The sequence below is a fragment of the Halobellus sp. MBLA0158 genome (assembly GCF_041477585.1).
Taxonomy (GTDB): Archaea; Halobacteriota; Halobacteria; order Halobacteriales; family Haloferacaceae; genus Haloquadratum; species Haloquadratum rubicundus.
In genome coordinates this window covers 1,112,489-1,138,657 of sequence record NZ_JBGNYA010000001.1, presented here as the reverse complement: position 1 = coordinate 1,138,657, position 26,169 = coordinate 1,112,489, and the positions used below count along the sequence as shown (strand labels likewise).

The 26,169-nt window shown below is 70.8% G+C and carries 25 protein-coding genes; 12 read left to right on the top strand and 13 right to left on the bottom strand.

Features of this window, described 5'->3' with window-relative positions; all coding sequences use genetic code 11:
• Positions 1-27 precede the first annotated feature (27 nt).
• The 11 genes from OS889_RS05895 to ppsA all read right to left on the bottom strand — a co-directional run bounded on the left by OS889_RS05895 (position 28) and on the right by ppsA (position 14,276).
• Positions 28-1,212, bottom strand: coding sequence for a LolA family protein (locus OS889_RS05895; RefSeq protein WP_372388149.1), 1,185 nt, complete (start codon positions 1,210-1,212; stop codon positions 28-30).
• A 132-nt stretch (positions 1,213-1,344) separates the two neighbouring features.
• Positions 1,345-2,034 (bottom strand): NfeD family protein, encoded by a 690-nt coding sequence (locus OS889_RS05890; protein WP_372388148.1) that lies wholly within the window; start codon positions 2,032-2,034, stop codon positions 1,345-1,347.
• A 215-nt stretch (positions 2,035-2,249) separates the two neighbouring features.
• Positions 2,250-3,410: a restriction endonuclease gene (locus OS889_RS05885; RefSeq protein ID WP_372388146.1), complete on the bottom strand. Its 1,161-nt coding sequence runs from the start codon at positions 3,408-3,410 to the stop codon at positions 2,250-2,252.
• Entirely contained in the window at positions 3,407-5,185 is a 1,779-nt protein-coding gene (locus tag OS889_RS05880) for a DUF7282 domain-containing protein (RefSeq protein WP_372388145.1), read from the bottom strand. The genes OS889_RS05885 and OS889_RS05880 overlap by 4 nt, the downstream gene beginning before the upstream one ends.
• 97 nt (positions 5,186-5,282) lie before the next feature.
• Complete coding sequence (locus OS889_RS05875) at positions 5,283-5,552, bottom strand: DUF7312 domain-containing protein (RefSeq protein WP_372388143.1); 270 nt, start codon at positions 5,550-5,552, stop codon at positions 5,283-5,285.
• Between the two features lie 31 nt (positions 5,553-5,583).
• Positions 5,584-7,359, bottom strand: coding sequence for a pyruvate kinase (pyk, locus tag OS889_RS05870; protein ID WP_372388142.1), 1,776 nt, complete (start codon positions 7,357-7,359; stop codon positions 5,584-5,586).
• A 96-nt stretch (positions 7,360-7,455) separates the two neighbouring features.
• Positions 7,456-7,788, bottom strand: a complete 333-nt coding sequence (locus OS889_RS05865) for a hypothetical protein (RefSeq protein ID WP_372388141.1) — start codon at positions 7,786-7,788, stop codon at positions 7,456-7,458.
• Positions 7,789-7,837: 49 nt separating this feature from the next.
• Positions 7,838-9,904, bottom strand: a complete 2,067-nt coding sequence (metG, locus tag OS889_RS05860; protein ID WP_372388140.1) for a methionine--tRNA ligase — start codon at positions 9,902-9,904, stop codon at positions 7,838-7,840.
• Positions 9,905-9,987: 83 nt separating this feature from the next.
• Positions 9,988-10,521, bottom strand: a complete 534-nt coding sequence (locus OS889_RS05855) for a YqaA family protein (protein ID WP_372391562.1) — start codon at positions 10,519-10,521, stop codon at positions 9,988-9,990.
• A 149-nt stretch (positions 10,522-10,670) separates the two neighbouring features.
• Positions 10,671-11,855, bottom strand: coding sequence for a tyrosine decarboxylase MfnA (mfnA, locus tag OS889_RS05850; RefSeq protein WP_372388139.1), 1,185 nt, complete (start codon positions 11,853-11,855; stop codon positions 10,671-10,673).
• A 132-nt stretch (positions 11,856-11,987) separates the two neighbouring features.
• Positions 11,988-14,276, bottom strand: a complete 2,289-nt coding sequence (gene ppsA, locus OS889_RS05845; RefSeq protein ID WP_372388138.1) for a phosphoenolpyruvate synthase — start codon at positions 14,274-14,276, stop codon at positions 11,988-11,990.
• A gap of 187 nt (positions 14,277-14,463) precedes the next feature.
• Here ppsA and OS889_RS05840 point away from each other — a divergent pair, with 187 nt between their 5' ends.
• Positions 14,464-15,066, top strand: coding sequence for a J domain-containing protein (locus OS889_RS05840; protein ID WP_372388137.1), 603 nt, complete (start codon positions 14,464-14,466; stop codon positions 15,064-15,066).
• A 212-nt stretch (positions 15,067-15,278) separates the two neighbouring features.
• Positions 15,279-15,974, top strand: coding sequence for a metallophosphoesterase (locus tag OS889_RS05835; RefSeq protein WP_372388135.1), 696 nt, complete (start codon positions 15,279-15,281; stop codon positions 15,972-15,974).
• Between the two features lie 59 nt (positions 15,975-16,033).
• Here OS889_RS05835 and OS889_RS05830 read toward each other — a convergent pair whose 3' ends face one another.
• The gene (locus OS889_RS05830; RefSeq protein ID WP_372388133.1) at positions 16,034-17,308 is read right to left on the bottom strand and encodes an NAD(P)/FAD-dependent oxidoreductase; all 1,275 of its coding nucleotides are present in this window, start codon (positions 17,306-17,308) and stop codon (positions 16,034-16,036) included.
• 151 nt (positions 17,309-17,459) lie between these two features.
• On the opposite strand from OS889_RS05830, the gene OS889_RS05825 reads away from it, so the two are divergent.
• The 10 genes from OS889_RS05825 (at position 17,460) to OS889_RS05780 (ending at position 25,620) form a co-directional block, all read left to right on the top strand.
• On the top strand, positions 17,460-18,632 hold the full coding sequence (locus tag OS889_RS05825) for a pyridoxal-phosphate dependent enzyme (RefSeq protein ID WP_372388131.1): 1,173 nt from the start codon (positions 17,460-17,462) through the stop codon (positions 18,630-18,632).
• A 109-nt stretch (positions 18,633-18,741) separates the two neighbouring features.
• Positions 18,742-19,446 carry a metal-dependent transcriptional regulator gene (locus OS889_RS05820; protein ID WP_372388129.1) on the top strand — a complete coding sequence of 235 codons (705 nt, stop codon included), beginning with the start codon at positions 18,742-18,744 and terminating at the stop codon, positions 19,444-19,446.
• Positions 19,443-20,147: a TMEM165/GDT1 family protein gene (locus OS889_RS05815; protein ID WP_372388128.1), complete on the top strand. Its 705-nt coding sequence runs from the start codon at positions 19,443-19,445 to the stop codon at positions 20,145-20,147. The genes OS889_RS05820 and OS889_RS05815 overlap by 4 nt, the downstream gene beginning before the upstream one ends.
• Positions 20,148-20,219: 72 nt before the next feature.
• Positions 20,220-20,915, top strand: coding sequence for a LysE family translocator (locus OS889_RS05810; protein ID WP_372388126.1), 696 nt, complete (start codon positions 20,220-20,222; stop codon positions 20,913-20,915).
• 92 nt (positions 20,916-21,007) lie between these two features.
• Positions 21,008-22,054 carry an NAD(P)-dependent glycerol-1-phosphate dehydrogenase gene (locus OS889_RS05805; protein ID WP_372388124.1) on the top strand — a complete coding sequence of 349 codons (1,047 nt, stop codon included), beginning with the start codon at positions 21,008-21,010 and terminating at the stop codon, positions 22,052-22,054.
• A 136-nt stretch (positions 22,055-22,190) separates the two neighbouring features.
• The gene (locus tag OS889_RS05800) at positions 22,191-22,814 is read left to right on the top strand and encodes a DUF420 domain-containing protein (protein ID WP_372388122.1); all 624 of its coding nucleotides are present in this window, start codon (positions 22,191-22,193) and stop codon (positions 22,812-22,814) included.
• Positions 22,815-22,901: 87 nt separating this feature from the next.
• A complete protein-coding gene (locus OS889_RS05795) occupies positions 22,902-23,399 on the top strand; it encodes a VOC family protein (RefSeq protein WP_372388121.1) in 498 nt (165 codons plus the stop codon).
• Positions 23,400-23,496: 97 nt separating this feature from the next.
• On the top strand, positions 23,497-24,555 hold the full coding sequence (locus OS889_RS05790) for a glycosyltransferase (protein ID WP_372388119.1): 1,059 nt from the start codon (positions 23,497-23,499) through the stop codon (positions 24,553-24,555).
• A 98-nt stretch (positions 24,556-24,653) separates the two neighbouring features.
• The gene (locus tag OS889_RS05785; RefSeq protein WP_372388117.1) at positions 24,654-25,085 is read left to right on the top strand and encodes a CopD family protein; all 432 of its coding nucleotides are present in this window, start codon (positions 24,654-24,656) and stop codon (positions 25,083-25,085) included.
• Positions 25,078-25,620, top strand: coding sequence for a DUF7965 family protein (locus OS889_RS05780; RefSeq protein ID WP_372388115.1), 543 nt, complete (start codon positions 25,078-25,080; stop codon positions 25,618-25,620). The genes OS889_RS05785 and OS889_RS05780 overlap by 8 nt, the downstream gene beginning before the upstream one ends.
• On the opposite strand, the gene OS889_RS05775 is transcribed toward OS889_RS05780, so the two are convergent.
• A complete protein-coding gene (locus OS889_RS05775; protein ID WP_372388113.1) occupies positions 25,599-26,159 on the bottom strand; it encodes a plastocyanin/azurin family copper-binding protein in 561 nt (186 codons plus the stop codon). The two genes, OS889_RS05780 and OS889_RS05775, sit on opposite strands and share 22 nt — an antisense overlap.
• Positions 26,160-26,169 lie beyond the last annotated feature (10 nt).

Below are 26,169 nucleotides of genomic sequence, written 5' to 3'. Positions count from 1 at the left end.
GCCGCGGGGGCGACGGCCCGAAAGCGTTCACCCGCTCGGACACCCGATCGACCGGGACACGGCGATCAGCCGCTCGGTCTCGACGCCCGTCCCGCGGACCGTGTACCGGTACTGCTCGCACGACCAGGACAGCGAGGTCGTCGGGCCGCGGTCGAGCGTCGCCGGCCGACCGTCGACGACGAGGTCCGTCTCGCCCTCGTCGGGCGCGTAGGTGAAGTTGTACTTGGCGACCGTGAGCTGGCGGCCGTCCGCGGCGTACCGGAGCCCCACGCCCCGCACGCGGCCGGTGGTGCGCGTCGCGTACGTGAGCGAGAAGTCCGCCGGCACCGACGGTTCGGGGACCGCGATCGAACTCCGCGCCGAGAGGTCGGCGACGCTCCGGTACCACTCGGTCTCCGGCGTCTCCAGCCGCTCGACCGTCGCGTTCGGTCCGAAGTCCGGCGAGAAGGCGTCCGCCGAGACCGGCGCGTCGAACGTCACGTTCGTGTAGGTGGTCGTCACCGACCGCCGGGCCCCGTCGGCGGTCCAGACGGTCCGCGTCCGGAGCGGATAGAACCGCTCCGCGTCGAGCCAGAGCCGCTGCCGGTAGCCGACGTCGCTGCGGTTCGTCGAGGGCGCGACGCTGAGGACGTACGCCTCCCGGCCGTCGACCGAGTCGGTCTCGACGTAGTCGACGGTGTAGGTGTCGGCGGCCCTGGGTTGCGGTCGGGCCCCGCGGTCGCGCGGCACGACCGGCAGCGGCGCGACCGTCGGCTGCTGCGGCCGGCCGGCCGCGTCCGTCAGCCCGGCCGCCGCCACGTACTGCTGAATCCGGGCGGCCCGCGTCGTGCGCTCCGGCGGGCCGGTGATATTGATGACGGTGACGTTTCGCCGGTCGGCATCGTAGAGCCACAGGACCGACCCGTTGGAGAGCCGGTGCTCGTACCGACGCGGGCCATCGCCGCGGAACCGGACCCGCTCGCGGTCGGTGCCCGGAACGAGGGTCACGTCGGCGACCGTGCGGGAGACGCTCCGATTGCGCTCGACGACGATCGATCGGGTCGCTTCGAGGGAGTCGATCGAGCGGTACCGCTCGCTCACGTTCTCGCTGACTCGCGGCTCGCCGTCCGTCACCGACGCCCCCGACGCCCACACGAAGGCGGAGAGGGCGACGGCGAGCAGCAGGAGCGCGGCGAGCGTCCGTCGGTCGATCGGGAGGGCGCTGTCGGTCATACGGGGTGGGGACCAGGGTCGTCTGCGTGCTGGTAGCGCGGGCAATTAAATACCGCCGCTCCGGGATTCGCGGGCCGGCGCGAGGGGCGCGGGGCGCGACCCCGGCGATGGCGGGACGGGACGCCCGGACCGTCAGTTCCGCTCGGTCTCGACGTCCGGATCTTCGGCATCCGTCGGCTCCGACTCCGACCCCGCGCTCTCGTTCGCGTCGGCGCCAGCGCCGGCGTCGGCGTCGATCTCACCGGAGCCGCCGCCGTCGCCGCCGGCCGCGTCCGCCGCGCCCTCGCGACGCCCGCGTTCGAGCGCGCGGTCGATCTCGTCGTACTCCGCGGCGACGGACTCGACGGTGACGACGTTGCCGCCGCCGGGATCGACGACGACGACCTCGGTCCCGACGTCGAGTTCGCCGTCGACCGAGCGCGCGGCGTAGTAGGGATTGAAGCCGCCCTCGTCGAGCTTCACCTCGCCCTCGGTGGGCGTGACGCGCTCTGTCACTCTGCCGGTCCGCCCCCGGAGACTCGTCGAGTCGCTCGTCTGGGCCGTGCCCTTGCCGCCGTAGATGTCGAGTTCGCGGTAGCCGTAGAGCGCCAGGCCGCCGAAGACGAGCACGAGCACCGCGAGCACGACGGGTGAGGCCAGCGGCCCGAGCACGAGCCCCACCAGTCCGGCCGCCAGCAGGGCGATCCCGAGGACGATGAAGTGCGCTCCCGGCGCGAACGCTTCGAGGAAGCTGACGCCGAGGCCGGCCGCCACGAGGAGGAGCGGCAGCGTCTCGGGCGGGATCGAGAGCTGGAGGGCGACCGCGAGCGCTCGGTCGAACATACGCGGGCTTGGGATGGCGCACGATTAAGCGTTATCACGGGACGCGAGGTGGGATCACGCTATCGTAGCGTTTGCAACTGATCACACGTCCGATCGCACGACAGCGTGCGATCGAGTGAGTGAAGACTTGCAAACGCTACGATCGTAAGCGACGTCAGTGAAGCGCTCGGACCGCGGGTGTCGATCGACGAGCCCGCGTCGTCTGCGGAACAGTATCAGCCGTCGTCCGGGACGGTCGCCTCGGGCGTGATCGCCGAGTCGCGCTCGAACCGGAGCATCAGTTCGCCGTCGTAGACGAGCGTCGCGCTCTCTGCGTCGGCCGGGACGCTGAACACGAGCCACACCTCGCGGCTCTCGTCGGGCTCGAAGAGCCCGGCGCTCGGGAAGCCCGTCACGCCATCGAGCGGTTGCCGGCCGTAGCGCTGGCCGGCGACTTCGACCGCGAACGCCGACTGCTGGAGCTGGATCGGGCTGTCGCCGCCGTTGGTGACGTTCAGGCGAACGAGCAGGAACGTCTGCCCGTCGGGCGGCTCGAAGGAGGTTCCGTTGACACTCAGGCCGTCGCGCGTCTCGGCGTTCCACCGTGCGTCGACCGTCGCGTTCGCGCCCGCGGTCGACATCGCGGACACGCCGGGGCCCGCATCGCCGCCCGAGCCCAAGAGCCCGCCGCCGAGGCCGACCGCCGGGCCGATGGTCGCGCCGATCAGGAACGCGACGACGAGCACGACGGGGACGACGCCCGCCGGCACCGATCCCGAGGCGATCCCGCCGAGCCGGTCCGTCACCTGGTCGAGTCTGGACCTGTCCCCGGGGTCTCCGTCGGTCCCGCCACCGTCGCCACCGTCCGATTCGTCGCCCGATCCCTCCGCGGTGAGGCCGACCTTCGCCCGGAGTCCCGCGACCGCGGCGCCGACGTCCGGCAGGCGGTCTTCGAGCCCCTCCGGCACGGGCACGCCGACGTCGCGGAGGCGCTCGAAGACGGCCGCGAGACCGGTCGTCTCGGTGTACTGGGCGAGGAGGTCGTCGAAGCCGCCCTCCGAGACGGTGGTTTCGAGCGTCTCGCGGTCGAGGAGGTGGACCCCGCGCTGGCCGGCGATGCGCTGGGCGCCCTCCGCGAAGGCGCCCTGGGTGGCGACGACGGCGACGTCGATGCCGCGCTTCCGACAGAACGTGACGAACTGCTTGAGGTGCCGCTCGGTGACGGTCGCGGTCGTCGTCGGGAAGACGTAGATGACGCCGCGCTTGCCGTCGCCGCGCTTGCCGATCACGAAGTGGGTCTCGTCGGCGCGCTCCTTCATCGAAACGTTCCAGCCGCGCTCGCGCCACAGGTCGCCGAGGAACGAGACGAACTCATCGGGCTCCAGTTCGGGGATCACGACGACTCACCTCCGCGGCCGCGGCGGGCCAAGAGCGCGCCGAGCGCGAGCACCGCGGCGACGGCGACGCCCGGCGACAGCGGGAGGCTCGACTGCGTCGCGCCGGCGGGCGCGAGCGGCGTCCGCGTCACGACGGGGTACGGCGTCTCGGTCGGCGTGGGCGTCGCCGTCGCCGTCGCGGTCTGTGTCGCCGCCGGCGTCTCGGTCGGCGCCGGCGGGAAGTCGATCACCGCGGTGTCGTTGACGACGACGCCGTCGTCGGCGTACGCCTCGGCGTTCGCCCGGTAGGAGCCGTTCGCGTCCGCCCGGACCAGCTCCGCGCGGAGCCGCTGAGACTCGAACAGGGGCGTGCTCAGTTCCGCGGCGAGGTTCTCGTGACGGCCGGGTTCGAGGTAGTCGCTCCGGCCGACCGACTCGCCGTCGACGTCTTCGAGCCGGACGAAGCCGCCGGAGGGGATCTCCGCGCTCGCGACGGTCAGCGACGTGCCGTTGGCGGTCTGGTCGTCGATCCGGACGCTCGGATCGGGCGCGACCAGGTAGACGTCCTGGGCGGTCTGGAGGAAGTACTCCCGGACCCACAGCGTCGCGTTCGTGCCGCGGGAGACCGAGCCGAGGTCGAAGTCGGCCGCGAAGCGGCCGTCGCCGCCGACAGTCGCGTCTCGGAGTTGGAGGAAGGCGTTCGGGTCGTCCGAGCGCAGTCGGACTTCGAGGGTCGTGTTGGGCGCGCGGTTCGTCCGGCCCGTAACGGTGAAGGTGTCGTTCTCCCACGGGTAGTGGGTCGCATCGCCCTCCGGCGACAGCGACACCGACGGCGCTTCGAGGGCGAACGCCGTCGTCGCGAGCGTCGTCTCCGAGGCGACGAGGCCGCTCTCGTCGGTGAGCGTGAGCGCCGCGCGGTAGCGGTTGCGCCCGGACCGGTCCTCGATCGGGACGCCGCTCGTGTTCCAGAGCACGTAGATCCGGTCGTTCTCGAAGTTCGGGAGCACAGAGACGTTTGCGCCCGCCGTCGCGACGTACTCGCGGGCCGCGTGGTTCGGGCCGGGGTCGGTCTGCGTGAAGTTGACCTTCAGGCCGTTCGCGGCCGCGCTTCCGGTGAGATCACTCGCGTTCAGCGCGGTTTCGAGGCCGCTCTCTTCGAACCGGACGACGGCGTAGTCGCCGCGGGCGACGGTCTCGCCCGCGCTCATCTGGCTCGTCAGCGTCCCCACGTCGGCGTCGCCGTCCTCGCCGCCGCCGGTGTACTCCTCGGGGGTGAACGACGCCGGGGCGCGGTAGGACGCCGCAGTCGTCTCGCCGCGGGGTTCGACGGTGAGCGTGGCGAGGTCCTGTTCGACGCCGTCGACTTCGAGCCGCAGGAGGTAGTCTTCGGGCTCGATCGCTTCCTCGAGGGGATCCGAGTGCATCGTCGGCGAGCCGCCCTCGATGAACTCGTTCGGGTCCGCGGCGGTCGTCGCGCGGGTGTCGAGGACGACTTCGGTCGAGCCGCTACCGCCGAGCTGGACGGTGACATCGAAGCCGTACTCGGACCCGCCGATCGTGAGGTTCGCGGGGCCCGAGTGCGAGACCGAGATCGTGACCTCGTTGCCGCGGGTCACCGTCAGATTGTCCTGGCCGAACGAGCCCGAGGCGTCCTCGGTCTGTGCGCGCAGTGGACCCGCGTCGATCGCTGCGACCGGCGTGGGCGTGGGCGCCGGCGCCGCCGGCACTGCGGCGAGCCCCGAAACCGGGGCTACCGCACCGACGAGGAGGCAGCAAACGATGGTGAGGGGAAGCATAGCGTGGGACATCGGCGGGTCGGTTGTCTCTCTCTGCTACCCCGCATACCACATAAAGCGCTACGGTCACAGCATCAGAAGTGATAATTCTCTGCCGTCAGATGAGGCCCGGCGCGAACGCCGACGCCAGGAGGACGACGGTGCCGAGCACGCCGAGCACGACGAACAGCGCGTTCTCCGGCTTCGGGCGCTCGGGTTCGATCGGCGGACGCTCGAACGTCAGCCCCTCGTCGAGTTGGGTGCCGATCGTCGAAGCCGCGTCGGGGTCGGAACCGGAATCGGAATCGGAATCGGGGTCGAAGCCGACCGGACTCCGAACGGGGTCGTCCTCGGCGGTCCGGTCGCGGTCCGGGTCGTGATCGCTCATCACCCGAGGTAGGTGCCGCGCCCGGAAATCCCTACCGCCCGCGACGCCCGCGGTCGGGCTCGCGGCGGTGTCTGATCACGTCGCCCTCGTAGACGATGCCGCGTTCGGCGTGCAGCGTCAGGGTCGTGCCCGGCGAGAGCCGCTCCGGCAGCGGCGCGCCCGAGATCATCGGCAGATCGAGCTCGCGGGCGACGAGCGCGGGGTAGCCGGTCATCCCCGGCCGCGCGTCGACGATCCCGCCGAGCTTCGCCGCGTCGCCGTCGAACTCGCCGTCGAAGTCCGCCGGCAGCGCGAGGATCGCGCCCTCGGGGACCCCGGAGAGGTCGCCGTCCGAGGAGACCGCGAGCGGCCCCGCGATCCGGCCGCCGACGACCTTCCGGCCCGTGGCGACGGCCTCGGCGGCGACGTGGAGCTTCAACATGTTCGTCGTGTTCGTGCCCTCCAGTTCGGTCATCATCCCCGAGAGGACGACGAGCGTGTCGCCGGAGGCGGCGGCGTCGACGTCGAGCGCGGCGTCGACCGCGTCGTCCATCATCTGGTCGATGCCGTCGCGGTACGGCGAGTAGGTCGGGATGACCCCCCACGAGAGCGCGAGCTGGCGGCGGACCCGATCGGTCGGCGTCGTCGCGACCACCGGGACGGCCGGGCGGAACTTCGCGGTCTTCCGGGCCGTATAGCCCGATTCGGAGGCGGCGACGATGGCGCTCGCGCCGACGTCGCGGGCGAGGTAGCGCGCCGAGCGGGCCAGCGCCTCCGTGCGGGAGTCGCCGTCGGGCGTCGGGATCCGCCCCTCGCGGCCCTCGGCGTACTCGTCGCTGGATTCGACCTGGCGGACGATCCGGTCCATCGTCTCGACGACGCGGACGGGGTCGTCGCCGATGGCGGTCTCGCCCGAGAGCATCACCGCGTCGGTGCCGTCGAGGACGGCGTTGGCGACGTCGGAGGCCTCCGCGCGGGTCGGCCGCCGGGCGTGGATCATCGAATCAAGCATCTCCGTCGCGGTGATGACGGGCGTTCCCGTCTCGTGGCACCGGCGGATGATCCGCTTTTGGATGATCGGGACGTCTTCGAGCGGCATCTCGACGCCGAGGTCGCCGCGGGCGACCATCACGCCGTAGGCGGCGTCGACGATTTCCTCTAAGTTCTCGACCGCGCCGGCCCGCTCGACCTTCGCGACGACGGGGATGTCCGCGCCGAGTTCGTCAAGCGCGTCGCTGATGGTGTAGACGTCGGCCGCCGAGCGGACGAACGAGGCCGCGACGAAGTCGGCCTCGGTCTCGGCGGCGACGCGGAGTTCCTCGCGGTCGCGCTCCGTGATGAGGTCGATGTCGAGGTCGACGCCTGGGAGGTTCACGCCCTTGCGGCCGGCGAGCTTCCCGCCGGAGTCGACGCGGGCGACGACGGCGTCGTCCTCGACGCGGAGCACCGTGGTCTCGATGCGGCCGTCGTCGAGGAGGACCGTATCGCCCGGCTCCGCGGCGGCGATCGAGTACGAGAGCCCGACGGTCTCGGGCGTCGCGTCCGTGCCCTCGACGAACCGGACCTCCGAGTCCGTTTCGAGCTGGATCGGCTCCTCCAGCGGCGCGGTCCTGACCTCGGGCCCCTGGAGGTCGACCATCGCCGCCAGGGGGCGCTCCGTCCGGTCGTCGACCGCGCGGATCCGCCGGATCACCTCCCGGCGGTGGTCGGGCGTCCCGTGGCTCGCGTTGAGCCGCGCGACGCTCATCCCCGCCTCCGCGAGGGCCTGGATCGTCGGCTCCTCGTCGGACGCCGGGCCGAGCGTACAGACGATCTTCGCTTTTCGCATAGCGTCCCGTACAGTCGACCGCCTAATAAAAACTCGACAAAATGAGTACGCTCGTGGTAAAAATGTTCGACGGATCGCTCGCGATCCGACGGCGCCTCACTGCTCGGCCATCGACGGCGGGATCCAGTCCGGACGGGCGCTGTCCCAGTCGGCCCGCCACTCGCCGTAGTCGTCCTCGGCTTCGAGCGACGCGACGATCTCTCCGAGCACGTCGCGGTCGACGACGTACGCCCCGTCGGTCCAGCCGGTGAAGCGGACCTCGAAGGAGTCGTCGCCCTGTTCGTGGACGGCGACCCGCTCGATGCCGGCGCGGATTCCGGGCGGCGCGTCCCCGGCGAAGCGGAACCGGGCGACGGCCAGCCCCGGCGAGAGCCGGATCGGGGGGCCGCGTTCGAGCGCCACGTCTGCGCCCGTGAGACCGAAGTACATCGTCCGCACATCCGGCCCCGGGGAGAAATTCGTTGCGGTCAGGGGGGTCTTACCGGATCTTCGTGCCGGGCTCGGCATCGCCGTGGGTCGTCAGCAGATCGGCCTGCTCGCCCGCCGCGAGCAGCATTCCGTTGGACTCGACGCCGAACAGTTCGGCCTTCTCCAGGTTTGCGACGACGACGATCTTGGTCCCGGGGAGGGAATCGAGGTCGTGGAGCTGCTTGATACCGGCGACGATCTGGCGCTCCTCGACGCCGATGTCGACGGTCAGCTTCGCGAGCTTGTCCGCGCCCTCGACGCCCTCGGCGTCGAGAATCTCGCCGACGCGGATGTCCAGGTCCTGGAAGTCCTCGAAGCCGATCCGCTCGTCGGCGATCGGTTCGAGGTCGGCCGCGGCGTCGTCGGAATCCTCGTCCTCCTCGCCGCTCTCGTCGTCTTCGTCGGCCGTCGCCTCCGCGACGCGCGCTTCGAGCTTCTCGTTGAGCTCCTCGACGCGCTCTTCGGGGATCTTCTCGAAGAGCTCCGTGGGCTCGTCGAACTCCTCGCCGGGGGCGTCGAGTGCGGCCTCGACGCCGACCGCGTGGACGTCGCCGTCGGCGTTGAGGTCCTCCCAGAGGTGCTCTGCGGCCTCGGGCGTGACCGGCTCGAACAGGACGGCCACGGCGGTCGCGATCTGGACGCAGTCGCGGATGACCCGGGCCTTCTCGGGATCGTCGTCGTCGAGCTTCCAGGGCTCGTGCTTCTGGATGTACTCGTTGCCGAACTGCGCGAGGCGGACCGCGCTCTCGCCGATGTCGCGGACGGAGTAGTCGTTGACGCCCGCGCGGAAGTCATCGATCGCCGCCTCGATGCGCTCGCGGACGTCGTCCGATAGGTCGGCGTCGGGCGTGCCGCCGAACTCCCGGGCGGCGAAGAGCATCGAGCGGTACGCGAAGTTGCCGACCGTCCCGACGAGTTCGTTGTTCACGCGCTCGCGGAACTTCGCCCACGAGAAGTCGACGTCCTGCTGGAAGCCGCCGTTTGTCGCGAGGTAGTAGCGGAGGAGGTCCGGGCGGAAGCCCTCTTCCAGATATTCGTCGGCCCAGACGGCGCGGTTTCTGGAGGTCGAAAAGCCCTTGCCTTCGAGGGTGATGAACCCCGAGGCCATCACCGCGCGGGGCTCGGTGTAGCCCGCGGCGTGGAGCATCGCCGGCCAGAAGACGGTGTGATGTTGGATGATGTCGCGGCCGATGATGTGGACGATTTCCCCTTCGTCGCGCCACGCCTCCTCCCAGTCGAAGACGTCGCTGCCGACGCGGTCTGTGTACTGCTTGGTCGAGGAGATGTACTCGATCGGCGCGTCGACCCAGACGTAGAGGACGAGGTCCTCGTCGCCGGGGTAGTCGACGCCCCAGTCCATATCGCGGGTGATACACCAGTCCTGGAGTTCGCCCTCGATCCACTCGCGGGGCTGATTCTGCGCGTTCGAGGTGCCCTCCAGTCGGTCGAGGAAGCCAGAGAGATACTCCTGGAGGTCCGAGACGGCGAAGAATTTGTGCTCGCGCTCGTGGTACTCGGCGGGGTTGCCCGTGATCGCCGAGACGGGGTCTTCGATCTCGCCGGGTTCGAGGTGGCGGCCGCAGCCCTCGTCGCACTCGTCGCCGCGGGCGTGCTCGCCGCAGTACGGACAGGTGCCCTCGACGAAGCGGTCGGGGAGCCACTGGTCGGCCCCGGGGTCGTAGGCGACGGGGATCTCCTTCTCGTAGACGTAGCCCTCTTCCTCCAGCGTGCGGACGATCTCCCGTGTCGTTTCGAGGTTCGTCTCGTCGTGGGTGTGGCCGTAGTTGTCGAACTCGACGTCGAACTTCGGGAAGGTCGCCTCGTACTGCTCGTGGTGCCGGAGCGCGAACTCCTCGGGCGTGACGCCCTCCTCCTCGGCGTTGACCGCGACGGGCGTGCCGTGCATGTCCGACCCGGAGACGAAGGCGGTGTCCTGTCCGAGTCGCTTCAGCGCACGGCTGTAGATGTCGCCGCCGACGTACGTGCGGAGGTGACCGATGTGGAGGTCGCCGTTGGCGTACGGCAGGCCGCAGGTCACCACCGTCGGCTCGTCGGTGGGGAAGTCCTCGTGGCTCATACACGGTGATGAACGGGGCGGGACCAAAATCCCGCTGGTTCGAAGTCGCGGCCGGTCGGCGCGGCGGTCCGTCCCGGCGCCGTCTAGACGATCGACAGGACCGTCCCGACGCCGACGAGGGTGACGACGAGCCGCCCCACGCTTCCGGCGAAGGTCGCGGCCGCGAACTTCGCGTAGTCCTCTTCGAGGACGGCGAACGCGTAGATCGACAGCGTGTCGGGGAAGAAGGGGACCGACAGCGCGGCCGCGAGCCCCGCGTAGCCCCACCGCTGGGCGATCTCGACGGTGCGGCGCTCGGACCACTCGATCACGTCGAACCGGGAGTTGCGGAGAAAGCGGATGACCGGCCCGGCCTCCTTGACCTCCTGGCCGATGTGGAAGGCGAAGACGCTGCCCGCGGCCTTGCCGACCGCGCTCGTCAGGATGATGACCGTGAGGCGTCCCCCTTCGCCGAGGCCGAGGTCCAGCGGCGCCAGGAGGACGACCTCGCTCACGCCCGGGAGCGCGAACGCGATCAGGAACGAGTAGACGAAGATGATGCCGACGCCGGGCCACCCCGTGGCGGTCTCGACCGCCTGGGTGAGCCAGCCGAACTCCGGCAGGAGGTCGCCCGCCACCGCGACGCCGACAGCGCTGGCCGTCTGCGCGACCGGTCCGAGGAGGGATGCCGTGGCGGGGACTGACACGTGTGTCGGGGAGTGAGACGCACGGGGAGGTAAGTCTTGAGTTTCGGAACGATCGCGGAACCGCGGCGGCGTGGATCAGGCTACCGGACGGCGTCGAGGTCGTCGAGGAACGCCCGGAGGCTGCTCTGTGTGACGTGCGGCATCATCACGATCCGCGCGAGCCCCGAGCCCGTCCGCGAGAGGCGCCACTCGCGCTCCCGGAGCGCCTCGAAGGTGCTCCCGCGCAGGTCGGCGACGACGATCGGGAGTTCGACCTCGGGGACGTCGTAGCCGCGGTCGCGGAGTTCGCCGGCGAGCCAGCGCGCCAGCCGGTCGGCGCGCTCGTACTCGCGGCGGTAGCCGTCGGGCCACAGCGCGTCGATGGCGGCGACGGCGCTGGCGACGCCCGCACCGCTCCTGGTGCCCGTCAGCGACGCCTGCGAGGTGGATTCCAGATACGGCGTGTCGACCGCGAGCGCGTCCATCCCCGCGGCCTCGCGGAAAAGGAGCCCGCCGGCGGGAATCGCCGCCTGGCCGCACTTGTGGGGGTCGATCGTCAGCGAGTCGATCCCCGCGTGGGCGAAGTTCCACTCGTGGTCCGTGAAGGGGAGGAGGAAGCCCCCCCAGGCGGCGTCGACGTGGCAGTACGCGCCGGCGTCGTGGGCGACGGCCGCGATCTCGGGGATCGGATCGACCCGGCCGTACTCGGTGCTGCCGGCGACGCCGACGACGAGGACCGTCTCCTCGTCGACGGCCGCGGCGACCGCCTCGACGTCCGCGCGGTGGTCCGCGTCGGTCGGCACCGACCGCAGTTCGACCTCCAGAAGGTCCGCCGCTTTCGTGAACGAGAAGTGCGCGCTCTCGGGGACGACGAGGTTCGGGTTCGCGACGCCACGTCGCTCCCGCGCCGACCGCACGGCCTGGATGTTGGCCTCGGTGCCGCCGCTCGTGACGTAGCCGTGGGGCGCCGCGTCGGGGTCGCGGACGCCGCTTCCGTCCCCGCCCGAGCGCGTCGGCACCGACTCCGCGCCGCCGTCGACGGTCTGGGAGTCGTCGGCGTCGTGCGGCCGCTCGGCGGGCGCGGTCTGGGGCGGCACGTCGAGGCCGGCGAGCCGGCCGAGTTCGGTCACCGCGCGGGCCTCCAAGCGCGCGACCTCGTTGTACGTGGCCGGGTCGCCGGGATTCGTCGCGAGAAACCGCTCTGCGGCCGCCCTCGCGTCGGGGTGTGGTTCCGTACACATCGACGAGAGAACGCGGTCGAACTCCTGCGGGGCCGCCCGCTGCATAGCGACGGGTACGGCCCCGCCGCGTTTAGGTATTCTGTTACGGGAACCCCGGGTGGCGGATCCGCGATTGGACCCCGAGCGGCCGGAAAAGGTGAGGATGGCTGTGTCAGCGCCGGACGTCGGCGCGGCGGCTCAGCGGACCGAATCGAGGATGAGCCGCTGTTCGACCCGCTTTACCTCGTGTTGGACGTCGCGGACGGCGTCGATGTTGGCCGACACCGAGGAGACGCCCTTCTCGACGAGGAACTGGACCATCTGCGGCTTCGAGCCGGCCTGCCCGCAGATGCTCGTCTTCACGCCGAGCTCGCGGCACGTCTCGATGGTGTCGCCGATGAGCGACAGGACCGCGGGATGAAGCTCGTCGAAGCGGTCGGCGACGCGCTCGTTGTTGCGGTCGACCGCGAGGGTGTACTGCGTGAGGTCGTTCGTCCCGAAGGAGACGAAGTCGATGCCCTCCTGGGCCATCGACTCGACTTCGAGCGCGGCGGCGGGCGTCTCGACCATCACGCCCCAGGTCCGCTTTTCGGGGTCGACGCCGGCCTGTTTCATCAGGTTCCGGGCGCGGGCGACGTCCTCGGCGTCGTTGACCAAGGGGAACATCACCTCGACGTTGTCGTAGCCCATATCGAAGATCCGGCGGAACGCCTCCAGTTCGTGCTTGAAGAGGTCGGGGTTGTCCAGCGAGCGCCGGATGCCGCGGTAGCCGAGCATCGGGTTGTGCTCTCTGGGCTCGTCGTCGCCGCCCTCCAGCTGCCGGAACTCGTCGGTGGGCGCATCGAGCGTCCGGACGCGGACCGGCCGCGGGTAGAACTCCTCGGCGGCGGTGCGGATGCCGTCGACGAGCTCGTCGACGTAGGCGCGCTCGCCGTTGTCGGCGATGTACTTCGTCGGCGTCTTGCCGAGCGACAGCACCATGTGCTCCGTCCGGAGGAGGCCGACCCCGTCGGCGCCCGTCGCGGCCGCGCGCTCTGCGGCCTCGGGGATCGAGACGTTCACCTTCACTTCGGTGGCGGTCATCGGCTTCACGGGCGTCTTCGGGCGCGCGTCCTCGATCGGCTCGGTCTCTTCTTCCTCGGGCTCTGTGCCTTCACGGATGGTCCCCTTGTCGCCGTCGATGGTGATGAGCTGGCCGTCTTCGAGGTCGCGGGTCGCCGAGCCGGCGCCGACGACCGCGGGGACGCCGAGCTCGCGGGAGACGATGGCGGCGTGGGAGGTCATCCCGCCCTCGTCGGTGACGATCCCGGCCGCGCGCTTCATCGCGGGCACCATGTCGGGCATCGTCATCTCCGTGACGATGATGTCGCCCTCGCCGACCTGGTCGAGGTGGTCGAGCTTCGTGACGATCCGGACCTCGCCGGAGGCGATTCCGGGGCTGGAGCCGAGCCCGCGGAGGAGCACGTCGCCGGAGTCCGCGCTGTCGGCCTCGGTGCCGCCGTCCGCGCCCGCGGCCTCGACGTCGGCGGCCGCCTCGTCCTCGTCGTCGATGGTGGTGATCGGGCGCGACTGGAGCATATAGATCTCGCCCTCGTGGACCGCCCACTCGACGTCCTGGGGCGTGCCGTAGTGGTCCTCGACGCGCTCGCCGAGCTCGATGAGCTCGTCGATCTCTCCGTCTTCGAGGACGCGGACGCTCCGCTTGTCGTCGGGGACCTCGGTCTCGATGGTCTCGCCGGTCTCCTCGTCTTTGATCATCATCGTCTTCTTGTCGGCGACGGTGATCGTCTCCACCTCGCCCGTCTCGCGGTCGATCACGTAGTTGTCGGGAGAGACCGATCCGGAGACGACGGCCTCGCCGAGGCCCCAGGCGGCCTCGATGATGATCTGGGGGTCGCCCGTCGAGGGGTGAGAGGTGAAGAGGACGCCGGACTTCTCGGCGTCGACCATCTCCTGGACGACGACCGCGATGTCGACCTTCTCGTGGGGGAAGCCCTGGCGGTTCCGGTAGTAGATCGCGCGCTGGGAGAAGAGCGACGCCCAGCACTCCTTGACGCGCTCGACCAGCGCGTCCTCCCGGACGTTCAGGAACGTCTCCTGTTGGCCCGCGAAGGAGGCGTCCGGGAGGTCCTCGGCGGTCGCCGACGAGCGGACGGCGACGAACCGCTCGCCGTCACCGAGGTCCCGGTACGCCGCGATGATCTCCTCGCGGACGTCGTCCGGCACCGGGGTCTCCATAATCAGTTCGTGTGCGCGCTCGTGTGCCTCGCGCAGCGCCTCGGTGTCCTCGTGGTCGACGTCGACGGCGGAAAACAGCTCCTCGTCGATGCCGGCGTCCTCGATGAACTCCCGATAGGTACCGGCGGTCACGACGAACCCCGACGGGACGGGCAGCCCCGCGGCGGTGAGTTCGCCCAGCGAAGCCCCCTTCCCGCCGACGCTATCGACGTCGGTGGACCGCACGTCGTCCAGCCAAGCTACAGCCATCAGTGTGTGCAATTCCGCAGATATCCCTAAAGTACTTTCCGAAGCGTGCAACGGTGAATTAAACAAACTCGGCTCCGAGTACTCAATTCCCGCCGGGCGGCTCGATCGGTCCCCGAGACGACCCGAAGCCCCCGTGACGGATGGCACAGGCGAGAAGTTCTTTAGGACCGCACCCCACGATCCGACTGTGCTTCCGGAGTGGGTTTCGCTGCTGCCGCCGTGGCTCGTCTTCGGGCTGCTCGGCGGCGGCGTGGCCTCCGTGATCGCCGCGGGCGTGTTCCTCGTCGGCGGCCGCCTGTTCCCCGACGAGCCGGCGCCCAGGGCCGAACGCATCGACGGGTCGGCCCGCCGCCGCGCGGAGATCCAGCGGTACCTCCGCGACATCGACGAGCCGTTCGCGGAGGACTACGAGATCGGCGGCGAGACCGTCGAGTTCTACCTGCCCCAGCGGGACGTCGCGCTCACCTTCGACGCGCAGGCGTACTTCCGGCTCGAACGCGCCGGGACCTACACGGTACTCTGCGAACACGAGATGCCGGTCCGCGCGCTCGGCCGGCGGCTCCCCTTCGAGGTGCCGACCGTCGGCGTCGAGTCGGAATCAGACCGATCGAACCCGGTCCAGGACGCCTTCGAGCACCTCGGCGTCTCGCGGCCGGCGACGGTCGAGGAGGTCCGAGACGCCTACCGCGACCGCGTGCTGTCCGTCCACCCCGACCACGGCGGCTCGGAGGCCGAGTTCAAGCGGCTGCAAGAGGCGTACGCGACCGCCAGGGAACACGCCAGCGACTGACGTTTTTATACCGAGAGGCGGCCAGACCGCCCGTGACGTAGTCGCGGCCGCGGCGCGTCAGCGGGTGTGCGACACACCGCGCCGCGCGGCCCCACCGGGCCTCAGTCCGGTCCGTGTCGCCTGTTCGCCACACCGATAGCCGCCGCGACGCCGAGAGCATAGCGTCCGCGACGTGCCGGTACTGACTTGCTGACGGGCGCCCAAGACCGGCCGTGGACACGATCGAGTACCGGGAGCGAAGCGTCTTCCTCCCGGACGCGGACGCGCTCGTCGTCGCGGACCTCCACGTGGGCCGCGCGTCGGCTTCGGACGTCGCGTTCCCCCTCGGCGAGCGGCGGGACCTGCGGGACCGGCTCGACGCGCGCCTCGCGGCGTTCGACCCGGGGACCGTCGTGTTCGCCGGCGACGTGCTCCACCGGTTCGGGACCGTCACCGAGCGGAGCCGCGAGACGGTCGCCGAGCTCGCTGGGGCCTGCCGCGACGCGGGGAGCGAGCCGGTGTTCGTCCGCGGGAATCACGACGCCGCGCTCGACCGCGTCCGCGACGACGTCCGTGACGCCTACGTCGTCTCCGAGGACCCGCGGGTCGTCGTCTGTCACGGGCACGAGCGGCCGGAGACCGACGCCGACCGATACGTGATCGGCCACGACCACCCGGCGATCGCGATCGAGGGACACCGCCGACCCTGCTTCCTCGACGCGCCGGACGCCCACCACGGCGCCGACGTGCTGATGCTGCCGGCGTTCTCCCGCGCCGCCGCGGGCGTCGAGGTCAACGACGCGCGCGGGTCGGACCTCCAGTCGCCGCTCCTCGATCGGCTGGACGGCGCCCGACCGATCGTCTACGACGCCGACGCCGGGGAAGCGCTCGCGTTCCCGCCGCTGCGGGAGTTCCGGCAACTGCTCTGAGAAGCTCGCCCGCGGTCTCCTCGGCCGCGAGCCGCGCGTCCCCGTCGCGGCCGAGGCGCTCAGAGGTCGCGCTCGACCGCCCGCGCCGCCTCGCGGCCGCTCCGCATCGCCCCCTGGATCGACGACCAGGCGGTGTAGTCGCCCGCCAGGTACGTCCGCCCGCCGGGCGCCCGCGTCCCGGGCAGCGTCTCGTGGACGCCCGGCGGCTGGTCGAACTGCGCGAACTCGATCCAGTGGGTCCGGACCGGCTCCAGCTCGGAGAAGTCGTGGTCGGGGTACCACGCCTCCAGCGTCAGCCGCGTCTCCTCGGCGAGGGCGTCGGCGTCGCGGTCGAGCGCCGCCTCGCCGAGGAACGTCGCGTTGACCAGCGCCTCGCCCTCGGGCACGTACTCGGGCGCGACCTCGGACATCGGCACGATCGTGTTCGGCGACGGATCGGCGGCGTTGAGAAGCAGCTTCCGCCGCGTCGTCGGGGCGACGCCTTCGGGCAGCCGGTAGTGCTGCGTCACGCAACTGCGGGCGTCGGTGGGCACGTCGTCGACGCCCGTGAGCCGCCGCGCCTCCTTCGGATCGGTGGCGACCACGACCGCGTCGACGTCGAGCGCCTCCGATTCGGTCTCGACCGTGGCGCCGTCGCCGTGGTCGGTCACCGCGCGAACGCGGGCGTCGCGGCGGATCGTCGCGCCCGCCGCTTCCGCCCGCTCGGCCAACTGCGCCGGGATCGCCTGCATCCCCGCGGCAGGCACGGCGATCCGGCCATCGGAGAGCGCCTTGAACGTGTACTCGAAGACGCGTTTCGAGGTCGACAGCGACCGATCGAGCGTGATCCCACCGTAGAAGGGCGCGACGAAGTGCTCGATGTACGACTCGGAGAAGCCCCACTCGCGGAGGTACGAGCGGATCGACCGGTCGGCGCTCCGGAAGATTTCCGATTCGGTCCGGGTGCCGACGTGCTGTCTGAGCAGCAGCGTCCGCGCCTTGTCGGTCTGGGTCACCTCGTCGTTCCGAACCGACGCAGGGAGCGCCCGGAGGTCCCGGAGGGGGTCCGAGAGGACCGACCGCGATCCGGGGCGGGCGATGACCGCGCCGGGGGTGAAGTACCGGAGGTTGAGCGCGCCGAGGTCGAGTTCGCGCTGGACGGCCGGATAGGCCGTGAAGAGGACCTGAAAGCCCCGGTCGAGCGTGAATCCCTCCCGGTGCTCCGTGCGGACGCGACCGCCCACCGACGACCGGCGATCGAACAGCGTCACCTCGGCGCCCGACAGGGCGAGGCGCCGCGCCGCGACGAGGCCCGCCAGTCCGCCCCCGACGACCGCGACGGAATCCTGAGTCATACGCGGTCCTTCGGTCGGCACCCACATAGGGACTGCGAGTGGGGCCGTCGCCGGGGGCCGTCGAACGGCGCAGGGGTCGAGCGGCCGCACTCCCGCTGCACCCAGATGACCGGATGAATAGGGATTTGGCCGTCCGTTCAGTAGCACCGGTATGGGAACGAGCGAGGCGTTTCGCGGTCTGTTCTGTGTGGAGACCGGCGAGCGGTACGACGCGACGGCGACCGGCGAGAGCGACGCCGACGCGCGGCTGGAAGCGCGTTACGACTACGACGCCGTCGACTGGACCGGCGGCGCGCTCGCCGACGCGCCGCGGTCGATGTGGCGGTACGCCGACCTGCTCGCCTTCTCGAATCCGGTCACGGCCGGCGAGGGCGGTACGCCGCTGGTCTCGGCGCCGACGCTGGCCGACGACGCCGGCCTCGGGAGCCTGTCGATCAAAGACGAGAGCCGGAACCCGACGGGGACGGTCTTAGACCGCGGCCTCGCGCCGGCCGTGACGGCGGCCCGTGAGGCCGGCGCGGACCTCGCAGCGCTCGCGACGCCCGGGAACGCGGGGCAGTCGGCGGCCTCCTACGCGGGGATGGCCGGGATCCGCTCGTACGCGTTCGTCCCCTCGCGCGCGCCGTTCTCCAACAAGGCGATGGTCAACGTCCACGGCGGCGAGATGCGCATCGCGGGCGGCCGCTACCCGGACGCCGAGGCCGCCCTCCACGAGCAGTTGCAGTCGAAGTGGTACACGCTCCAGGAGTTCGACAACCCCCACCGCCACGACGGGCTCAAGACGGTCGCCTTCGAGATCGCGGAGTCCGCGTCGTGGGACCTCCCCGACGCGGTCGTCGTCCCCGCGGGGACCGGCGAGGTCGTCGCGGGCGTCGCGAAGGGCTTCCGCGAGCTCCGAGAGATCGGCCTGATCGACGCGCTACCGCCGGTCTACGCCGTCCAGCCGTCGGGCTGCGCGCCGCTCGTCGCCGCCGCGGAGCGGGGAGACGAGACGGTAGAGCCCTGGGAGTCGCCGGACACGATCGTCGGCGAGCTGGAGATTCCGGAGCCGAAGGGCGCGGCCGCGGCGCTCGCGGCCGTCGAGGCGACCGGCGGCGGGTTCGTCGCCGTCGACGACGACGACAGCCTGGAGAGCGCGGTCGTCGCGGCCCAGGAGGCCGGCGTGGAGGTCGGCGCGGCCGGCGGCGTCGCGCTCGCGGGCGCCGGGACGCTCGCCGACGACGGCGCGCTCGGCTCCGGCGACGACGTCGTCGTCGTCAACACCGAATCCGGGACGAAAACCGCAGACGTACTCCGGAGCCACCTGATGGGGAAAGGAATCTAACTTTCTCGCGTCAACGCTGATCGAGCGTCCGTCATCTATCGTATCTACTCGACATAAGATATTGTTTCGACCGATAGACTAATATTTTTAGAGTCGTCTAAATCGGAGTATGCTGAGCGACGTGATGGAGGACTATCTCAAGACGATCTATCAGATTCAGACCCGGTCGGGGCCGCCGGTCTCCACCTCCGCCGTCGCCGACGCGCTGGAGAAGACGCCGGCGACGGTGACGAGCATGCTCGACAAACTGGAGGAGCGCGGCCTCGTCGCCCGCGAGAAGTACAAGGGCGCCGAACTGACGCCAGAGGGCGAGACCGTGGCGCTGGAGGTGCTCCGCCACCACCGGCTGCTGGAGGCGTACCTCGCCGAACACCTCGATTACTCCTGGAGCGAGGTCCACGACGAGGCCGACGCCCTCGAACACCACATCAGCGAGGAGTTCGAGCGGCGCGTCGCCGAGGCGCTCGACGACCCGGTAGTCGACCCCCACGGCGACCCCATTCCCTCGGCCGACCTGGCACCGATAGAGGACGACGGCGCCTCCGCGCTTTCGGCGCACGAAGTCGGCGATCGGGTGGTCGTCTCCCGCGTAAGCGACCGCGACAGGGAGGAACTGGAGTATCTCGAAGACGCCGGCGTGACCCCCGGCACGGAGCTGGAGATCGTCGACGTCGCCCCGTTCGGGATGCTCACCGTCCGGACCGAAACCGAGGGCGAACAGAGCCTGCCGGAGTCCGTCGCGGACGCGATCTACGTGCGACCCGTCGCCGACGCGGCGGCCCCGACCGATCCAGCTGAGGTGACCGACGCGTGACGACCTACGCCGAGATCCTGGTCGTCGCGTTCATCGCACAGCTTGCGGTGCTGCCCGGCGAGAAGGTCCAGTTCATCATCGCGGGGCTCTCGACGCGGTACAATCCGCTCGTCGTGGTCGCGGCCGCCGGCTCGGCGTTCGCCGGGTGGACCGCCCTCGAGATCCTGTTCGGGCGCGCGCTCCAGTCGGCGCTCCCGCCGGTCGTCCTCGACGCCATTACCGCGGGGCTCTTCCTGACGTTCGCGGTCCTCCTGTACCGCTCGGCGCCGTCGGGGCCGAATCCACAGAGTGGGGCGACCGAAACCGACGGCGGCTTCGCCGACCTGGCGGCGCTCGACCTCCCCGCGCCGATCGACCGCCTGTCGGGCTCCTTCGGCGGATTCGTCCCGATCTTCGTGATGATGGTGACCGGCGAGTTCGGCGACAAGACCCAGCTCGTCACGATCGGACTCGCCGTCCAGTACGGCGCGACCTCCGCGATCTGGGTCGGCGAGATGCTCGCGATCATCCCCGTCAGCCTCGCCAACGCGTACTTCTTCCACACCTTCGCCCACCGGGTCGATATGCGGAAGGCCCACTTCGCCTCGGCGGCGCTCTTTGCCTTCTTCGGCCTCGACACCGCGCTCTCGATCGTGACCGGCTTCTCCGTCTGGGAGACCGTCGTCAGCACGATCAGCACGGCCGTCCTCGCGCTCGTGTGAGCCAGGGTGGCATACGGCCCTCACGGAGCCGCTTCGGACCTCTTTTCTCGATTCCGGTCGTCCCTTGGCGCAATGACGAGTCTCCTCGCGACCCTCTCTGCGGGCGCGGTCTTCGGGGTCGCGCTCGCGGCCCCGCCCGGACCGATGAACGCGATCATCGCCGAAGAGAGCGTCGTGCGCGGCTGGCTCGCGGGGTTCAAGGCCGGCCTCGGCGCGATGAGCGCGGACGCGATCTTCTTCGTACTCGCCGCGCTCGGCGTCGTCACGTTCGTCGAGCAGTTCCCGCTCTTGCGCGCGGCGATGGTCGGCGTCGGGGGATTCCTGATGCTGTACTTCGCGTACGGCGCCGCACGCGACGTCCGATCGTCGTTCCGTCCCGGCGCGGGCGCCGCCGACGAGTCTGACCCGCGGGTCGGGACCGGCTTCCGGAAGGCGTTCGTGCTGGCGCTGACGAACCCCTACCAGATCCTCTTTTGGCTCACGATCGGCGTGGGGCTGCTCCAGCCGGGCACGGTCGACGTGCTGGCGCAGACCCCCTACGTCGGGGACGCGCTGGCGGGGACTCTCGTGGTCAGTACGGGCTCGCCCGCGCTCATCGCGGGCTTCTTCGGCGGGATCGTCCTCTGGATCACCGGCTTCCCGGCGGCGCTCGTCGGCGCCGAGCGGCGCGTTGAGGCGTTCGCGCCGATCGTCGCGGGGCTGAGCGCGGTCGTCCTCGCCGGATTCGGCCTGCTGTTCTTAGCCGAGAGCGCCGGGACGTTCCTCTGATCGGCCGCCGGCGCTCGGAGATTCACTGAGCGGCGGATGAATTTCGAGCGCGGACCAGTATCTTCTAAGCCGCGCCGCAGAATACGTGAGCTATGTTCGAGAAGACGACGTGGATCAAGCTCCCGCGGAACGTGCTCGTCGGACACGGCGTCCTCGACGACCTCTCGGCTGCGCTGGCGGAGCTGTATCTCTCGGGTCGGCCGCTCGTCGTGACGAGCCCGACGCCGAACGAGCTGGCCGGCGACCGGGTCCGGGCCCAGTTCGACGACTCCGCGACGGTCACCGTCGACCAGGCGAGCTTCGACGCCGTCGAGCGCGTCATCGACGTCGCGGAGGCCGAAGACGCGGGCTACCTCGTCGGGCTCGGCGGCGGCAAGCCGATCGACACGGCGAAGATGGCCTCCGACCGGCTGGGCTGCGGCTTCGTCTCCGTGCCGACCGCCGCCAGCCACGACGGCATCGTCTCGGGGCGGTCGTCGATCCCGGAGGGCGACACCCGGCACTCGGTCGCCGCGGACCCGCCGCTCGCGGTCGTCGCCGACACCGAGATCCTCGCGGAGGCGCCCTGGGACCTCACCACCGCGGGCTGTGCGGACATCATCTCGAACTATACTGCGGTAAAGGACTGGCAGCTCGCCCACCGGCTCAAGAACGTCGAGTACAGCGAGTACGCCGGCGCACTCTCGCAGATGACCGCGGAGATGCTCGTCGAGTCCTCCGACGCGATCAAGCCCGAGTTCGAGGAGTCGGCGTGGCTCGTCGCGAAGGCGCTCGTCTCCTCGGGCGTCGCGATGTCGATCGCGGGCTCTTCGCGACCCGCCTCGGGCGCCGAGCACCTGATCTCCCACCAGCTCGACCGCCTGGTCCCGGGGCGCGCGCTCCACGGCCACCAGGTCGGCGTCGCCGCCGTCGTGACCGAGTACCTCCACTCCGGCGAGCGCGGGGAGTGGGCCGACATCCGCGACGCCCTGAAGGACGTCGGCGCGCCGACGACGGCCGCCGAACTCGGCATCGACGACGAGACCTTCCTGGAGGCGGTGACGACCGCGCACACGATCCGCGACCGGTACACGATCCTCGGCGACGGCGTCAGCGACGCCGCCGCGCGCGAGGCCGCGGCGTTCACCGGCGTGATCTGAGGCGGGAACGACAGCGGCCGGACCTCCACAGCCCGTGATGGTTGCGAGGTCTTGTCGGCGCTGTCTGTCTCAGAAACCACTCCCCAGTCAGAGTCGGATCCGAAGACGGAATAGTGCCGAGTCCGGACGTTCCAGTATGGCAACTGCGAGCGCCGACAACGCGGTCAAGCGGCACCCGCTGGCGGTCACGGTCGTCCTCTCGATCGTCGGATACGCCGCCGTCGTCGGGACGTTCCTCGGGGCCGTCCCCCAGAGCGTCTTCCCCGACCTGTCGCTCTCGGCGGTGAACACGCTCTCGGACGCGATCGCCCTCGTCAACGCCGTGAACGTCCTCGTGATCGCCGCGGGGTGGCGGTGGATCCGTCGGAACGAGGTGCAAAAACACGCGGCCGCGATGGTGACGTCGTTCGTCCTGATCCTCGTCTTCCTGGTGCTGTACCTCACCAAGATCGGCGGCGGCGGGACCAAGGAGTTCGTCGGCCCGGCCTTCGTCTACTACCCGTATCTGGCGATGCTCGCGATCCACATCGTCCTCTCGATCATCTCGGTGCCGGTGGTGCTGTACGCCATCGTGCTCGGGGCGACCCACACCCCCGAAGAGCTCCGCGCGGAGACGCCGCACCGCCGCGTCGGACGCATCGCCGCCGGCGCGTGGCTCCTGTCGCTCTCGCTCGGCGTCGTCACGTACCTCCTCCTGAACCACGCGTTCTCCTGGGAGTACGTCGAGTCCGCCGCCGCGGCCGTGCTCCTGGTGGGCTGATCGACGCGGGCCGGATCCCCACAGCCGGTCCCCCGCCTCCGACACCGACCGAACCGTTTTGGTCCCCCCTGTCGTCTCTCCCCCACCGTGGTCGAAGCACGCTACACGCACGTCAGCATCGTCGCGGACGACCTCGAAGAGTCAGTCGAGTTCTACGAGTCGGTCTTCGGCCTGGAACGCATCCCGACGCCTGATTTCGAAGAGCGGGTGCAGTGGTTCGCGGTCGGCGACCTCCAGCTCCACATCGTCGAGAGCGACGCCGAGCCCCCGGCGTTCAATCACCACGCCCTCCACGTCGACGACTTCGAGGCCGTCTACCGGGCCGTCCGCGACCACGGCCGCGCCGCGGTCGAGCCCCTGCCGCAGATCGACCGGGGGTTCGTCGACGGCGAGCCGCCGGTCTACGTCGTCCCCTCCGGCGCGGTCCAGTTCTACATCCGCGACCCCGCAGGCAATATGATCGAAGTGAACTACCCCGACGCCGACGACCTCGACGACTCGGTCGTCCGCAACGTCGTCGAGCGGACCGACATCGCCCCGCCGGGACCGGGCGAAGAGCCCGCGCCGATCTATATGGACGAGTGAGCGTCCAGTCCGCTGGCGCACGGCGGCGACGGTGGCTAGCGCGCGACGGACCGACCGAATGTCGAGGATTTTTATCGCCCGGACGAAACCCTCGGGTATGCGCGTCGCGTTCGTCTCGCTGTATCCCGATCAACGCCGCTCGGACGGCGCGACGCGGCGGGCGCGGCGGGTCGCAGAGCGCCTCGCGGCGCGCGGCCACGACGTCGTCTTCCTCTGTGCCCAGTGGTGGGAGGGACCGCTCGACGCCTTCGAACAGCACGACGTCCAGTACGTCGCGGTCACGGAGACCCCCTCCGCGCGGGCGTTCGCGTCGAAACTGCCGTTCGCCCTCCGGCGGGCCGACCCGGACGTGATCCACGCTGCCAACAGCCCGCCCTCGCAGGTCGCCGCCGCGCGGACGGCCGCGCGCGTCCTCCGCGTCCCGGTCGTCGTCGACTGGTGGGCGCGACGCGACGACGACACAGAGCGGATGTGCCGGCGCGCGGTGAAGAGCGCCAGTCGGGTACTGGCGCCCTCCCGGCTCGTGAAGACGGACGTCCGCGAGTACGGCGCGACCGCCGACGAGGTGGAGATCGTGCCCGAGTCGATCGACTTCGACCTCGTCCGCGACGCCGAGGTCGACACGCGCGCGGACCTCGTGTACGCGCGCCGCCTCGACGAGCACGCGAACGTCGAGTCGTTCCTGCTGGCGCTCGCAGAGCTCAGGGACCGCGACTGGCGCGCGGTCGTCGTCGGCGACGGCCCCGAGCGCGGGACCGCCGAGGAGACCGCCGCGGAACTCCGGATCGACGACCGCGTCTCCTTCCTGGGCGCGCTCGACCCCGAGGAGTTCGTCCCGATCCTCAAGGGCGCGCACGTCTTCGCCCAGACCGCGACCGTCGATCCGTTCCCCAGGGGACTGCTCTGGGGTCTCGCCTGCGGCTGTGTCGGCATCGTCGAGTACCAGGCGCGCTCAAGCGCCCACGAACTGGTCGAGAGCCGCGAGCGGGGCGCGCTCGTGACGAGCCCCCAGGAGCTGGCCGACGAGGTCGTCGCCGCCGCCGGGCAGGACCGCCGGACGGTGAACGAGGCGTTCGCGCGGTACGACCACGAGACCGTGCTGGACGGCTACGAGAGCGTCTACGAGGACGAGATCGACGACTACGGGTTCTTCTGAGACTTCTGAGACTTCTGAAAGTTCCGAGACGAAGGGACGGAAGTCCGATGGCGTGACCGTCCCGGGGAGTTACGGTCCCCGTCGGTGTACGGCGGGGTATGGCGAGTGCCCTCCACCTCCTCGTCCGACTCGCGCACGTCCTCGGGATGGCCGCCCTGCTCGGGGGCGTCGGCGTCGCGTGGCTGCTGCTCCGCGGCGACGACGCCGACCCCCTGCCGGCGCTCCGTCGGTACGAACGGCTCTTCTGGGGCGCCCTCGGCGTGATGATCGCCACCGGCGTCGGCAACCTCGGCGCGCTCGGGCCGCCGGGGCCCGAGACCCGATGGGGGACGGTCCTGACCGTCAAGCTCGCGGTCGTGACTGGCCTCGTCGTCGTCTCCGCGGTTCGCTCCCTCGCGGTGGAACGGCTCGAAGCGGCCCCCTCGGGGCTCGCCTCGCCCGCCCGCGATCGGCTCCGCGCCCTGTACGCCGTCACCGGCTGGGGCCTCGGGCTTACGGTCGCACTCGCGGAGGTGCTCGCCCATGGGTGACCGGGACGAGCGGGCCGGGGCCGACGGCGCCAGTCGGTTCGAGGCGTGGACCGTGGCGACCTTCGATTTGGCGGCGCTCTCGCTCGTCGTCGTCCTGGCCGCACACCTCTCCGGCGGGCTGGCCGGCGCGCTCGCGGGGGCCGGCACCGTCCCCGGACTGGCCGCGTTCGGCTATCTGTGGGCGCTCGTCGTCGCCGCGGTCCGGTGGGTCCTGGCCGAGCGGAGCCTCCGGGACCGCGACGGCTCCCGTCGGGCGCTCCTCCGGCGAGGCGGCATCGGGGGCGCGGGCGTCGGCGTCGGACTCGTGGCGGGGAGCGCGCTCGTCGCCGGCGCGGTCGCCGCGCTTCGGGATCCGGAGTTCCTGATCACGGTCGCGATCGTCGGCGTCGTCGGCTCGGTGGTCGCCGCCGTCGTCGGCGCGGTGGTCGGCGCGATTGCCGCCGGCTGCAACGTCGCGGTCGCGCGGGCGAGCGAGCGGATCGTCCCGGCCGCTGGCGGCCCGGGACCGGACGACTACTCCTCGTCGAGTTCGTAGTCGCCGCCGTACTTGAGGAAGAAGAACGCGAGCCCCAGCGTGGCGACCATCGCGAACGTCGTCGCGACGCCGAGGGTCTTCGCGGAGTCGGGCACTTCGGGGACGTTCGACGGCGCGGGCGTCGAGATCGACTCGACGACCTCGATGGTGGCGACCATCCCCGCGCTCTGGTGCGGCGCGCAGTAGTACTCGTAGGTGCCGAGCGTCTCGAAGGTGTGCGTGTAGGTGAATCCGGTATTCTCGATCGTCTCGTGGCCCTGCCAGTTCGCGCCGTCGGGCTGGCTGTCGACGACGATGTTGTGGTTGTCCGAGTCCCAGACGAACTCCACCGTCGTCCCCGGCGTGATCTGGAGCGGCTCGTTCGTCCCGGGCTCGTACACGAGATCGCCTCCCGGCCCGACCGTCACGGTGGTCGTGCTGCCCCCACCGCCGCCGCTCTCCTGTGCCGCCGCGGTCCCCGCGGCGCCGGCTGTCGCGGCGGTACCGGCCGCCGTCGTGAGGAAGGCGCGACGGGACATCTCCGCGTTGCCGTCAGTCATACTCGGGCGT